Origin of the sequence: Clostridium fessum (assembly GCF_003024715.1) — a bacterium.
Classification (GTDB): domain Bacteria; phylum Bacillota; class Clostridia; order Lachnospirales; family Lachnospiraceae; genus Otoolea; species Otoolea fessa.
Genome location: NZ_PYLO01000002.1, coordinates 679253 through 692891, shown reverse-complemented (window position 1 = coordinate 692891; position 13639 = coordinate 679253). Strand labels below are relative to the sequence as shown.

The 13639-nt window shown below is 41.5% G+C and carries 11 protein-coding genes; 9 read left to right on the top strand and 2 right to left on the bottom strand.

The genetic code is table 11. From position 1 onward, the window contains the following. Positions 1–73: 73 nt before the first annotated feature. The 3 genes from C7U56_RS08305 (at position 74) to C7U56_RS08295 (ending at position 4914) form a co-directional block, all read left to right on the top strand. Complete coding sequence (locus tag C7U56_RS08305) at positions 74–2701, top strand: KAP family P-loop NTPase fold protein (RefSeq protein ID WP_147352092.1); 2628 nt, start codon at positions 74–76, stop codon at positions 2699–2701. A 138-nt stretch (positions 2702–2839) separates the two neighbouring features. Next, on the top strand, positions 2840–3709 hold the full coding sequence (locus C7U56_RS08300; RefSeq protein ID WP_107000878.1) for a retron St85 family effector protein: 870 nt from the start codon (positions 2840–2842) through the stop codon (positions 3707–3709). 170 nt (positions 3710–3879) lie between these two features. Next, positions 3880–4914 (top strand): retron St85 family RNA-directed DNA polymerase, encoded by a 1035-nt coding sequence (locus C7U56_RS08295; protein ID WP_107000877.1) that lies wholly within the window; start codon positions 3880–3882, stop codon positions 4912–4914. A gap of 284 nt (positions 4915–5198) precedes the next feature. On the opposite strand, the gene C7U56_RS08290 is transcribed toward C7U56_RS08295, so the two are convergent. Both C7U56_RS08290 and C7U56_RS08285 read right to left on the bottom strand, forming a co-directional pair. Further along, on the bottom strand, positions 5199–5780 hold the full coding sequence (locus tag C7U56_RS08290; protein WP_107000876.1) for a hypothetical protein: 582 nt from the start codon (positions 5778–5780) through the stop codon (positions 5199–5201). A gap of 143 nt (positions 5781–5923) precedes the next feature. Then, a complete protein-coding gene (locus tag C7U56_RS08285; RefSeq protein ID WP_107000875.1) occupies positions 5924–6733 on the bottom strand; it encodes a hypothetical protein in 810 nt (269 codons plus the stop codon). A gap of 480 nt (positions 6734–7213) precedes the next feature. Here C7U56_RS08285 and C7U56_RS08280 point away from each other — a divergent pair, with 480 nt between their 5' ends. The 6 genes from C7U56_RS08280 (at position 7214) to C7U56_RS08255 (ending at position 13636) form a co-directional block, all read left to right on the top strand. Beyond that, positions 7214–7726 carry a transcription termination/antitermination NusG family protein gene (locus C7U56_RS08280; RefSeq protein ID WP_107000874.1) on the top strand — a complete coding sequence of 171 codons (513 nt, stop codon included), beginning with the start codon at positions 7214–7216 and terminating at the stop codon, positions 7724–7726. An 82-nt stretch (positions 7727–7808) separates the two neighbouring features. Next, entirely contained in the window at positions 7809–9170 is a 1362-nt protein-coding gene (locus C7U56_RS08275) for an exopolysaccharide biosynthesis polyprenyl glycosylphosphotransferase (protein ID WP_107000873.1), read from the top strand. Between the two features lie 3 nt (positions 9171–9173). Next, entirely contained in the window at positions 9174–10124 is a 951-nt protein-coding gene (locus C7U56_RS08270; RefSeq protein WP_107000872.1) for a DUF4422 domain-containing protein, read from the top strand. 27 nt (positions 10125–10151) lie between these two features. Next, the gene (locus C7U56_RS08265; protein WP_107000871.1) at positions 10152–10940 is read left to right on the top strand and encodes an ABC transporter permease; all 789 of its coding nucleotides are present in this window, start codon (positions 10152–10154) and stop codon (positions 10938–10940) included. Between the two features lie 9 nt (positions 10941–10949). After that, positions 10950–11711, top strand: coding sequence for an ABC transporter ATP-binding protein (locus tag C7U56_RS08260; protein WP_107000870.1), 762 nt, complete (start codon positions 10950–10952; stop codon positions 11709–11711). A 41-nt stretch (positions 11712–11752) separates the two neighbouring features. Further along, positions 11753–13636 (top strand): DUF4422 domain-containing protein, encoded by a 1884-nt coding sequence (locus tag C7U56_RS08255; RefSeq protein ID WP_107000869.1) that lies wholly within the window; start codon positions 11753–11755, stop codon positions 13634–13636. Positions 13637–13639: the final 3 nt, after the last annotated feature.

The following is a 13639-nucleotide window of genomic DNA, read 5'->3' as shown; positions in this document are numbered from 1 at the left end:
TATAGAAGAAAAGCGGTATCCAGCGTTTTAAACTGGATGCCGCTTTTACTTTTCTAGGGGATAAATGGTATAGGTGGAACAAAGCTTGAAAGGTGGGAATGAAATATTGCATATAAAGGATCGGATAAAAGAAAAACTTCAAGAATGGAATGGTTTCTGGTTAGATAAAGATTCTGCCAGTACGAGCATTATATGGGCGCTTGTGTTTTCATGTTGCATTCTAGTGCTGGATTCATATGGAGCATTTACATATTGTAAAAATCAGTATGGTGTGTTTAGAGTTTATATAGTGTTGATTTTCAGCTTTTTGATATTGGCGGTCTTGGTGTGGAAATGGAACTGGTGGAAGTTGCTGCAAATACCCCATAAAAATTCGGCAGATGCAAGTATGTTTTTTATCATGCTTTCGTCTTTGATGATTGGTGTGGGAGAGTGCATATATAAAACTTTGTACTGTTACAAATTGTTACTTTTAGGGGCGTTATTGCTGCTTTCGAGTTTAGTTTTACGTTGGCGGTGGAGAACTTTTTTTCGAAATGCAGAACAAGATAAAAAGAAATTGGTTGATTTGCTCCAATTATTAAATGGAGAACTTCATGCAGAAGGTCAGCCGATCCTTTTTTCGGAGTCTACTCCGGATAAAGATTTACTGGGGCGTCAGGGGCTTGTTAATATGATTTGCAATTCTGTTAATGCCTGCAATGCTGAACATGCATATGTGATTGGAATTAAGGGTGCATGGGGAAGTGGTAAAACAACTATTTTAAATATTGCAAAGAAGGAATTGCGTGAAAAAAAAGAAAAAATAATCATTATAGATGATTTCGATCCATGGATATTTGGTACACAGGAAGCACTTCTGACTGCAATGTATGATGAGATATTGTCTAAAACAGGGCTTCAATATAGTTCCTATAGAAATCGAATAATAGCTAGAAAGCTGCAGAAAACAGTTGCTGATTCTAAAAAGTTATTAGGCGTATTTGATGTTTTTCTAAATGATGAAAAAACTGCTTATGAAACTGTAAAACAATTGAAACAGAATCTTGCTCGATATTTATGTTTTATTGACAAAAAGATTGTCTTAGTTATTGATAATATAGATCGGGCTGAGGCAGATAATATTTTATTTTTATTTAAGCTTATCGGGGCAGTGTTTGATCTCCCCAATATCCTATATATTTTGTCATATGATGATAAACGGATTAAGGCGGTGTTTGAGGATGAGAAAAAAATCAATCCAAAGTATATTGAGAAAATTGTCCAGCAAGAAATCGCAATTCCTGATATTCAGAAGGAAAGGCTGGAGACCATCTGCGATGAATGTATAAAAAATCTCTTGCAATGCTATGGTGTAACTGAGGATTGGTTAAATCAGTATACTAGAATCATTCAGGTGATCAGTACCTCCATTACTAGCTTGAGGCAGTTGAAGCGCCTTTTCAACACTGCGTTTGTAACAACATTTTATTATGATAATATTCTATTTAAACCGCATTTACTGGCGATTGAAACAATACGTTTTTTAGAGCCAGAGTTATATGAAACGATAAAAAGTAATCCTCAATTCTTTATTTCCAGAGATTTTGGGATTATTCTGAGCAGAGTTGGTTGGAATGGAAGCAGGCAGGAATTTAATACAGAAGGAAAAAGGTTTTTCGAAGAATTGTTTCAAAAGTTTGAACAATATGAAGATCTGCTGGCAGAGTTATTTCCCTATGTTCAACGGTATAAGGAAAATCAGGAATTAAAATCAGAACGTTTTGTTGAAGCTGGTGAAGAAAAACATATTACAATTGCGACGATTTCCAGCATAAAGTATTTTGACCTATATTTTTCATATGGTACTAACGATCATCTTGAAATAATGTCCCTGGTTAATAACTTTATAATTTCAATTAATGGGTCAAAAGAACAAGAGGGTGTTGCGTATACTCAGGAAAAGATTATAAAACTTCCGAAAGAAAGGCAAAGAGAATGGCTTGAATGTCTCCAAAATAAAACGAAAGAACTGGATAAAGACAAACGTATTCTTGTTGCAAAGGGAATTTGCAATGTACTTACATACATTGACCGTTCTCCTTCGTTTAGGTTTGGTTCTGTCTATCAAAGAGCCTTAATTGTAGCAACAAAATTGGCAGGAGGTGCTGATACGGCTGCGCTTAATGATTTTGTTGAAGCTTGTTCGAGGAGATATAATATTTTAGCATTGGAAGAGATGATTTCGGATTGCAAATCTTTTAGGAGAACAGAAGACCATGAATATCAGGAGCTGCAATTGATTCTTGAAAGAAAATATGATGAATTATGTAATCAAATTATAGAACAGAAGATCGATTTATATGAAGCCCCTGTTTATCAAAGATTTCAAATCTGGTCTTTATATGATGCATTTGAAGAGAAAGAGAAAATTCATATTTATATGAAAGCAATTGTCAACCAAAAAAATCTTTTCCGCGTGCTGGCGGATGTGATCGAAGAGTCGGATGGAATCAGAGGGCATGGATATACATTTAACGAAGGAAAAGAGAAACTTTTGTTTGGAGAAATAGGTTTTCTTCAATCGTTTATTGAAAATGTCACCCCGCAAACTGAAACCGAAAAATTCATTTTAAAATTGAGGAAAAACAAGCAGGATATCCGAGATGAAAATTCAAGAGGTACGGAATATTTAGTTACCCCATTTAATTGGAATTTATAATGTGATAATATAATAGAGAACTAAATAAATCGATGGGACTGGCGCATCAGCGAGAGTGCGGCAAGGACTTTTTAATTACTTCAAAGGGACAGCGGAAATTTCAGAGTAAAAAAATGCTGAACAAGGCGAGGAAATACGATGGAACTGTTAAATATATATGAAAAGATATACAAGGACGTTTTCTGCAAAACATTCAGCCGCTTCTTTTTTGTGTTTTTGTGCGGAGGTGCAGATAAAAATAACATTAGAAACCGGGTCAGAACGTATTTAGAAAAGGAACGGTTTCAAGTTCTCTATCCGGAAGATCTGTTTATGGATATGCTCAATCGGGATAAGAACAGTGATCTGCTCGAATACGAAAATCTTCTGGCGGACAGTGCGGATGTTGTGTGCATCATTTGTGAAAGTATGGGGTCGGCAGTCGAGCTGGGAGCCTTTGTTCAGAGTGAAAAATTCGAACAAAAACTGATCGTCTGCATGAATCAGAAATATGCCAGAGATAAAAGTTTTATTATGATGGGGCCGGTCAAGCATCTGGAAAAGAAGAACAAAGAGGCAGTCATACGATATAAAGATACAGAACCGGAAAAACTGGGAGCTGCATTGAGCAAAAAAATGACCATTTTGCGCCGCTTTGCACAAAAAGGAAATAAGATGCAGAGTTTTGAAAATATAGCTGCCTATATTTCGTTTATACCGGTTATTGTGTACTTTTTCAAAGATGTAAAACGGAAAGAGCTGCATAAAACATTAAAAGAATTGCTTTTAAAGAATAAGGAGCTGCCAGCAACCTATAATAAGCTGTTTAATGCATCCCTGAAATATATGGTCCGTTCTGGGAGCCTGACAACAAGGTTTGATGAAAATGAGAATGATGAGATATTGTCATTATCGAAGGCGGGATATATGGAAGTGAATGATTTGCTGAAGCTGTCGTATGCGGCTAATCGGACTGTCTTGCATGATAAGATACGGTGTGATATACTGAGAGAGCAATTAAATAATTAGTCGCCCTTTTTAGTTTATACATAACGTATTATTACATTGTGTTCGGAAGAAGATTCTTGCTTCCTTGGTGTATGGTCCACATGATTCGTTATGCTTAGCAGTATAGTTCATAGTCATGAATTATCCAGCTAACCCTAACGAAAAACTTATGGTGAAAGGGGCGACTTTTTATGTCTCAAAAAATATCTCCATTATTAATCAATTCTTTAAAATTACCGGTGTTTGAGACGTTGGAAGAATTATCAGAGATAACCAGGCTGAGTACGCGTCTGCTGTATTGTCTTTCCAAGAAAACGGATCGGTATTATAACGTCATAGAAATCCCCAAGCGCAACGGAAAAATGCGTGAAATATCAATTCCATCCTATACATTACATATCGTTCAAAGATGGATTCTGATGGAAATATTGAATAAATTAGTTCCTTCAAGCAGTGCGATGGCTTTTAGGAAGGGTGACAATTTTGGGCATAAACAAAATGCTATTTACCATGCAGATACCTTATATGGGCTGGCGATTGATTTGAAGGACTTTTTTCCAAGCATAACAGCGAATAAAGTGTATACGCTTTTTTCTAATCTGGGCTATAATCACTTTGCAGCAGCGATACTGACGAATCTTTGTACGCTGGATGGAAGATTGCCGCAGGGAAGTGCATGTTCCCCGGCGATATCCAACATCATATGTATGAATATGGATAAACGTCTGATTGGATTGTGTGAAAAAAGAGGAATCCGTTTCTCACGCTATGCAGATGATATGTACTTTTCCTGTGATGATAAATTGCTGTTATTGAAAAATTATCCCATTATAAAAAAGATAATCGAAGATGAGGGCTTTCTATTGAATGAAAGAAAAACACATTTTCATACGCCATCGAATAAAAAGCAGATCACAGGAATAACGATTTCACCAGGAAAAGCGGAGAACGCGGTAGAATTAAAGGCTCCAAGAAAGCTGAAACAAAAAATTAGAGCGGAGATTTTCACTTGTTTAATGACAGGGGATTATAAAAATCGGGAGCATATTTTGGGAGAGATTGCGTATGTTGAATTTATTGAGCGGGAAAATAAGTATCCTTATAAAGATCGAATAAGGCATTATATTGAAGAAAAATCAACTAAGATACAGTATTTTCCGGAGCTGGTGCAGGCTTATAATGAGAATCGATTTTTTAAGGATATGCCGTTGCTGGAGGGAAAATAATAAGAAGCTGCCTTTTTGTGAAAATTGGCAGCTTCATTCTATCATGCAGTCGATTGCATTTGTTTTGTGATGAGAAAAACAATTTTTCTCACTTCTTAAGACTTTTCTAACCTTTTCTTCCCATACAGAGATTTCGCTTTTATGAAAAACGATGCTCATCTTACCAATAGCTTATGAGGTAAAATAAGGAATATCAGTACGGAACAAAAAGTTACTGTTTTTTTATGTATAAACAACCAAAAAGGACACCTTTTCCTGTCACTCTCGCCCGCTCTTGGCATATCTCACTTATTCATATCCGTATCAATCACCCTAAAAATTCGTTTCACAACCACCAATAAATTAAAAATGACTAAAAACGAGCAGGCATAAATTAAAAAGCTGAAAACCCAGCTAAGCTGTCCTGTGAATAAATTTACTAAACACAGGATTAATACAGATACACACATGGTTATTTCAAACATGACAATATAATAGGTTTCTATCAATGCCTGTTTTGAGGTGTTTGCTTCTATACTGTAATAATCCAAATCTTCTTTAATTTTAGCTTTCATCTGGATGATGGTTGTCAAAAGTGCAAATAACATGGATGTTAAAATGGAAATTAATACAGTTAAAATATTTTGGATCGTTTCGCTGATTGGATTTTCTCTGGCAATAATTCCAGCCAGAAGAATCGGCAGGATCATATAATTTAAAAGTGGTGCTATCAACAAATGTCCTTCTTTATCCTTAAAACAACTAAAGTAATTTTTAAAAATATCCACCAAGGAAGCGTATTTAAGTTTAAGAACACAGCTATTAAACAACCATATTACCAGTATGATACTCAGAGAACCTTCTCTGCTTAATATCCAATGTTTCATCAATTCACCTTCTTATGCTAACCCCATGCTCCGCATATATTCTTTTGCTGTTTCGCGCATTTCGGACTTTAATATGTCTACATCGGGATGCCCTGTTTTGACTCCGGCCTGATCGGTGATGTCTTCTGTCACAACCAGGGCATCTAAATTGCCGATATCAATGGTTTTTCTGTCTTGCCTAGGCGAAATTTGAATTTCAGGCAGTCATAATCGAAATCGGATACAGAAACAACTTCACATAAGCTCCGCTGTCCTCTTAAGACCTCCCGGATCTTATCGGCGCCCTTTTCAAGAAAACCCAAAGGATTATGGATGATCCGTTCTTCATACACGGCCTCATCATTTCCGCGTATCCCATTTCGCTCAGAAATATCCTGGGAAATTCCGTATTTAATCATCCGGAGTTCTTTTAAAACACCATCTACCAGGTAGTGTTCTACATATTCTTTAGGCATAAGAGTTTCTAATGAAAAGTTCCAGCCTTCATATGTGTGTCTGACAAATTTTTTCATGCGGTGTTCAAATGCTGATTTCATGCTGCTGCGGCCTTCGGTCTGAAAAATAAGTATGCCACGTTCCGGTCTTATAGGAGACAGTGCCAGATAGAAAGCGAATGGTATAACTTCAGCCTCTTCAACGGTCTTCTTGTGGGTCAGTTTTCTGGTTTTTGTGTGAATGAGTTCGGCTTCAGTTCCATATTCTCCGGTTTTTACAACTCCTGTAAAAGCATTAAAAATAATATGTCCATCCTCATCTTTTACACATTCCACCTCAAATGAGTTGACTTTAAAAATGTTCTCAGCATGGTTATCAATATCAAATTGTTTCGCATTCTGTTTAGAGAAAGCTGAAATCATATCTATAAAAGTTAAATGTCCATGTTTCTTTTCAAAGTGATACTTTCCAGTATGAAAAACATTTAAAGCATATATGGTTAAACCTATTTTTTTCATGGCATTGGCCTCCGAGGTATTATTTATAAATCTGTAATTTGTAAATGCTAACAAGCCAATTATAGAACTTATGTTCTGCGATGTCAACTGAGTTCGCTATCAGTCCGATATGTATTTCTAAGTAAATATAGAATTTTGCCTTTTTACCCTTTATTTTAAGAATTTCCTAAACATTCCTTCCCACAAACTTCTATTGAATCCCCCCACAAACCGTAGTATAATAAACTAGACTTCGCATAGGCACAAATCCTCTAAAATCAGGGCGTGCCGGATGCGGATGTATGAAAGCGCGTTAAGAGACGCAGAATAAGAATCAAAAGCACGTGGAGTAAGCTGCCTGTGATCAATGTCATGGTCAGATGAAAGATGGAACATAGGATGGATCGAGATCGTATCCGGGCAGCCAGAAGGCGGCTCCGGGATGGCGAAGCATACCCATTGTGCACCTGAAAGCAGGGAAAATGCAAAGGAGAGTGCGGTATGTGGTATGTGATCCAAACACAGACAGGCAGGGAACAGGAGCTGACAGAATGCATCGAACGCGTTTTGAAAGGAAATGGATACCAAGCCTGTTTTGTGATCGAGCAGGAATGCGTCTGGCGCAATGCCGGGGAACTTTTGGAATACCAGAAACCGCTCTTTCCATCCTATGTTATCGCGGACACCGACACGCCGGAGGAATTCTTTCTGGCATTAAAGCGGGTCCCGAAGCTCTCCAAACTCCTGCGGACGGACTGTGAATTCTGGGAGATCCAGGAGGAAGAAAAGAAATTACTTTGCCAGATGATGGAGTTGGATGAATGTCTTGTCCGCCGCTCCTTTGTCACCCTTGACGAAGACGGCAACATCCTAACCGCCCAGGGACCATTATCCTTCTTCCAGGACAAGATTGTACGCAAGCGCATCCGTAAGCGGATCGTGACGGTCGAGGTCGAGCTTCTGGGAGAAAAGCGCAGGATAGAATTGGGAATCCGTCTGCCGGAAGATAAGTAAGACAAAGGTAAGGGACAGACTGTAAAAACAGAACCTTAAATTATAAAATTAAATAAAAAGGAAGGAACCAAAACACAAAAGCATGAATCAATTCGAACCATATAAGCGGCTGATCAAGCTGGGCTTTGCCCTGATTCTGATCGCGCTGCTGACAGGACTTTACGGTGCCATCTGGATCAACTGGTACAACAAGATCATCTGGGCGCCGTTTTTCCGCAGGGGTAACTGGATGATGATATTCATCTATGGACTCCTGCTTATTTTCTTTATGCAGCTGTACGGCGGATTTAAGATAGCGCTCCTGAAACGGGGCAATCTGATCTACTCGCAGATACTGGCGGTGGTAGTCACCAATATCATTACGTATTTCCAGATCAGTGTGCAGGATAAGAAATTCACGGCACCTCTGCCGCTGGCAGTCAATCTGGTCGGCGCAGTCATCATCATTCTGGCATGGACGATGACATTTCTGTGGCTGTACCGGGGGATGTTTCCACCGAGAGAACTGCTGCTGATATCGGGCGATCACTCCGACTATCATCTGATCGAAAAGATGAACGCCCGCGAAGATAAATACATCATCAGCCAGATCATCAGCTATCACGAAGGCCCGGAACGGGTAAAGGCGGAGATTGCCAGATATGACAGCGTGATTGTCGGAGATATTCCGGCGCACGAGCGCAACTATATCATCAAATACTGCTTCGGACGGAATATCCGGACTTACAGTGTACCAAAAATTTCAGACATTCTGCTTCGGAGTTCGGTGGAACTGAATCTGTTTGATTCGCCGCTGCTGCTTTCGAGGAATAACCAGGGACTGCAGATTGAACAGGCCATCATGAAGCGGATCATCGATATCATCGGATCGCTCGTCGGAATCGTTATCACGATTCCGGTTTTTTTGATTGTAGGAATCAGCATCAAGGTGACAGACGGCGGACCGGTGATTTATCATCAGACGCGCCTCACAAAAAATGGCAAGAAATTTCAAATCTATAAATTCCGGACCATGGTGCAGAATGCGGAGGCGGATGGAAAGGCAAGACTGGCCAGTGAGGACGATCCGAGAATCCTGCCGATTGGCCGCCTCCTTCGTGCAACCCGCCTGGACGAGCTGCCACAGATTTACAATATTCTGAAAGGCGATATGTCCATCGTGGGTCCGCGGCCGGAGCGCCCGGAATTAGCAGCCGAACTGGAAAAAGAGATACCGGAATTTTCCTTCCGCCTGCAGGTCAAAGCCGGACTGACCGGTTATGCCCAGGTATATGGAAAATACAACACAACCCCTTATGACAAGCTGAAGCTGGATTTGACGTACATACGGAACTATTCTGTTCTGGAAGATCTGAAGCTGATTATCATGACGCCGAAGATCATGCTGATGAAAGAGAGTACGGAAGGGGTCAAAGAAGAACAGGAGCCGACAAACGGAAAATAAAACATGGAAAAACAAGCAGATATACGCATTTTGATTGCCTGTCATAAGCCAACGTATGTGCCGGAAAATCCCCTTTTTTATCCGATACAGGTGGGAACGGCTCTGACAGATCGGCGGCTGGAAGGAATGGCATACCATGACAATGAGGGCGATAATATATCCGAAAAAAATCCAGATTATTGCGAACTGACAGCCCAGTACTGGGCGTGGAAACATTTGGATTGCGATTATTACGGATTTTTCCATTATCGCCGTTATCTGACCTTTCGCAATCTAAGCCCGGTGACTGCGAAAGGGAAAATAATAGGAAAACGTCATATCCCATATATAGAATTAGATTCCGTATGGGAAGATCTGACACCATACTGGATCGAGGAAGACTGGATGTGCCGCCAGATCGAACAATACGATCTTCTGACCGTGTATCGCGAACGAATCAATACAACGGTTTACCGACAATACTGTCAGTATCATGATGGAAACAATCTGAATCAGATGCTGGCACTTTTAAACCGGATTTATCCGGAATATGCAGATGCGGCGGACGCATATATGCATTCCAAAGAAATCTATTATATGAATATGTATATCATGAAAAAAGAGCTGTTCCAGAAATACATGGAATGGCTTTTTACGCTTTTAAGCGCCTTTGAAGCAGAGAGAAAAGAAGCAGACAGGCAGAAACAGGAGCCGAGACTGATTGGGTATCTGGCGGAGCGCCTGTTCGGCATCTTTTACTTATATCAGAGAAACAGGGGGACGCAGTGTGCGGAACTTCCCTATCTGAAATTCTATCATACCGAACCGGGAAAGGAGGAAAGCACATCCAATATACGGGAATTCAGGCTAAAACCGACAAAGATCAAAATAAAAATAGACATGCGCAGATTAAACCGCTTATTTCCGGCAGGAAGTTTAAGACGGGTTCTGCTGCGCGGACTTTTTCTGAGATAAAAGAAAAAAAAGAGAAAGGAAAAAGATATGAATTTGTTCTTAAAACGACTGGGCGGATTTTACAAATACCGCTTCCTGATGCAGCAGCTTGTCACAAAAGACATCAAGCTGAAATACCGCCGGAGCTTTCTGGGGTATCTTTGGAGTATTCTGAATCCGCTGATGGTTATGGTTATCATGGTAATTGTATTCTCCAATATGTTCCGGTCGGATATTACCAATTTCCCGGTATACCTGATTATCGGACAGACTCTTTATAACTTTATGAGTGAATCAACCACACAGGCGATCTTTTCCATCATTGGAAATGCGTCCCTGCTAAAAAAAACGTATGTACCGAAATATGTATTTACCGTCTCTAAAATCACAAGTTCCTTTGTAAATATGATATTTGCTCTGGGGGCACTTATTATCGTATTTATTGTGTGCCGGGTAGTCCCGAATGTATTCTTTCTGTTCATTCCGGTGATTCTTTTGCAGGAATATCTATTCTGCCTGGGACTGGGAATGCTGTTAGCACAGGGATGTGTATTCTTCCGTGATATCCAGCATATTTACAATGCAGTACTGACCGCATGGATGTACCTGACCCCATTATTTTATCCGATCACCCTGCTTCCGGAGGCACTGCGGAAACTGGTTATGACCCTGAATCCGATGTACTTCTATATCACGCAGTTCAGACAGATCGTTCTGGAATGCCGGATGCCAGATCCGTATCTGATCATCGCCGGATTCGTGGCAGCAGGTATCGCACTTCTGGTCGGAGTGGGCGCGTTCTTAAAGACGCAGGATAAATTTATCTTATATATCTAGGAGGCAGAAATGGCATCGGACAAAGATACAATCATAAAAGTAACCAATGCGGCGGTCCGTTTCAATATGGCTTCCGAGCGCATCGATAACTTAAAAGAATATTTTGTAAAACTGATCAAACGGGAGCTCATGTTTCAGGAATTCATGGCTCTGAAAGATATCAATTTTGAAGTAAAACGCGGGGAAGCGTGGGGCCTCATCGGAACCAATGGTTCCGGAAAATCAACCCTGTTAAAACTGATCTGCGGCATCCTGAAGCCGTACCGCGGCACGGTAGAAGTGAGAGGAAGCATTGCACCACTGATCGAGCTGGGTGCCGGATTCGACGGGGAACTGACGGCGACGGAAAACATTTATTTAAATGGCGCCGTTCTCGGTTACAGCAAGGAATTTATGGATGCGCATTATGATGAGATCGTCGAGTTTGCAGAACTCAAAGATTTCATGAATATGCCGATCAAAAACTATTCCTCCGGTATGGCAGCCCGTCTGGGATTTGCTATCGCCACGATCGTGCAGCCGGAGATCCTGATCGTCGATGAGGTACTGGCGGTCGGAGACGCAGCGTTCCAGGAAAAATGCCAGGAGCGCATGCATCATATGCTGGAAAATGGTACGACGCTTTTGTTCGTCTCCCATACGATGGCAACGGTGCGTCAGCTCTGCGACCATGCAATCTGGCTGAACAAGGGAAATGTGGTTATGCAGGGCGAGGCAGAGAGCGTCTGCGATGCTTATATGGAAAGCCTGAATCTGCCGGAAAACGCATAAAAATCCCGCAAAATGCTGTAGATGAAAGGAATGTAATATACATGGAAAAACAAGCAGGACAGAACCCGGATATCCGGATCTACGTGGTCTGCCACAAACCGGCCTATGTGCCGGAAAACCCATATTTATACCCGATTCAGGTAGGAACGGCACTCTCCGGAAAAAAACTTCCGGGGATGCTGCATGACGATGAGGGAGACAATATTTCCGAACGGAATAAGACATACTGTGAGCTGACGGCACAGTATTGGGCATGGAAAAACGAAGAGGCGGATTACTATGGATTTTTCCATTACCGCCGCTATCTGGCATTTGATCCGTCTCTGAACAAAGACGATGGATGGGGGAATATTGCCTATGACCGCATCTCAGAAGAAGCGATCGAGGAAATGAAACTTCAGCCGGAGATTATGCGCGATCTGATCACAAAATATGACGTGATCAGCGTCCGCGGACGCCGGTATCCGCGCATTAAGACAGAAGGAAAAACGATGGATGTATACCATGAATATGGCATGGTTCCTTTCCAGCACCGGAAAGATCTCGACATTACCCTGCAGATTTTGAAAGAAAAATATCCGGCGTTTGCACAGACAGCAGATTCGTATATGCAGTCCGAAAACGCCCATGAGTGCAATATGTTCATCATGAAAAAAGAGATCTATAAAGACTACTGTGCATGGCTCTTTGACATCCTTTTTGAGACAGAAAAGCGGATCGACAGTACCTGGTACAGCGTGGAAGAATACCGGGTGATGGGATATCTGGCAGAACGCCTTTGCGGCATCTACTATGAGTGGCTGAAAACCCAGCCGGGAATCCGGGCGGGAGAATTGCCGAAAACCCTGTTCAAAGAGACAGCGCCGAAAGCGGTTCTGGAGCCGGTTTATCCGGCAGGCGTGCCGATCGTGCTGTCTGCCAACGATAAATTTTCACCGTATCTTGACATCATGATCCGCTCGGTGATTGTGAATGCCTCACCGGAGAGAGAGTATGACATCATTATTCTGTACAACGACATTTCTGAGAAAAATCAGCATCTGATTTCCATGGCAGCCAGGGACAAACAGAATATATCGATTCGTTTCATCCGAGTATGTGAATACTTCGATGCGGGCAAATTATTTGTCGATCAGCACTTGTCCGTAGAGACATATTACCGCCTGATCATCCCGGAAATCATGCCGAATTATCACAAGATTCTCTACCTGGACTGTGATATGGTAGCCGATCATGACGTAGCAGAACTGTATGATTTCGACCTGAACGGAGCTGTGATCGGGGCAGCAAAAGACATCGATGTGGCAGGACAGCTGAATCTGAACCAGAACAACTGGCAGACCTATGCGACCGAGATATTGGGTCTGGATAGCCCGTATGACTATTTCCAGGCAGGTGTCCTGATTCTTGATCTGGACGGACTCCGCAGGACGATGAGTTCAGAAGATATGATTCAGATGGCACTGACCCATTCCTATCGCTGTCACGATCAGGATATCCTGAACATCGTGTGCAAAAACAAAGTAACTTACCTGCCACAGCAGTGGAACACGCTGATGGACTGGCAAGAGATTGGACGCAGCCGTATGGACATTCTCAAGATGGCGCCGAGACAGCTCTATGAAGCATACACACAGGCGAGAAAACGCCCGTATCTGATCCATTTCGCTGGATACCAGAAACCTTGGGATGTGGTGGACTGTGATTTTGCGGAATATTTCTGGGAGTATGCGAAGCTGTCGCCGTATTATCCGATGATCCTGAGAAAAACGAAACGATGCCTGATGGATGAGAGAGAAGCGGAACTGTCAAGAATCGCAAGGATGGAGCAGAACGCGGGCATCCGGAAGATCGCCAATAAGGTGCTGCCGATTGGGAGTCGGAGGAGAGAGTGGGTTAAGGGAATCATTAAGAGAAAACGTTAGTGT

What these genes read in the sequence shown, in the direction of transcription:
- C7U56_RS08300 (WP_107000878.1), top strand. Translation starts at nt 2,840, where the DNA reads ATGGAACTGTTAAATATATATGAAAAGATATACAAGGACGTTTTCTGC.
- C7U56_RS08295 (WP_107000877.1), top strand. Translation starts at nt 3,880, where the DNA reads ATGTCTCAAAAAATATCTCCATTATTAATCAATTCTTTAAAATTACCG.
- C7U56_RS08290 (WP_107000876.1), bottom strand. Translation starts at nt 5,780, where the DNA reads ATGAAACATTGGATATTAAGCAGAGAAGGTTCTCTGAGTATCATACTG.
- C7U56_RS08285 (WP_107000875.1), bottom strand. Translation starts at nt 6,733, where the DNA reads ATGAAAAAAATAGGTTTAACCATATATGCTTTAAATGTTTTTCATACT.
- C7U56_RS08280 (WP_107000874.1), top strand. Translation starts at nt 7,214, where the DNA reads ATGTGGTATGTGATCCAAACACAGACAGGCAGGGAACAGGAGCTGACA.
- C7U56_RS08275 (WP_107000873.1), top strand. Translation starts at nt 7,809, where the DNA reads ATGAATCAATTCGAACCATATAAGCGGCTGATCAAGCTGGGCTTTGCC.
- C7U56_RS08270 (WP_107000872.1), top strand. Translation starts at nt 9,174, where the DNA reads ATGGAAAAACAAGCAGATATACGCATTTTGATTGCCTGTCATAAGCCA.
- C7U56_RS08265 (WP_107000871.1), top strand. Translation starts at nt 10,152, where the DNA reads ATGAATTTGTTCTTAAAACGACTGGGCGGATTTTACAAATACCGCTTC.
- C7U56_RS08260 (WP_107000870.1), top strand. Translation starts at nt 10,950, where the DNA reads ATGGCATCGGACAAAGATACAATCATAAAAGTAACCAATGCGGCGGTC.
- C7U56_RS08255 (WP_107000869.1), top strand. Translation starts at nt 11,753, where the DNA reads ATGGAAAAACAAGCAGGACAGAACCCGGATATCCGGATCTACGTGGTC.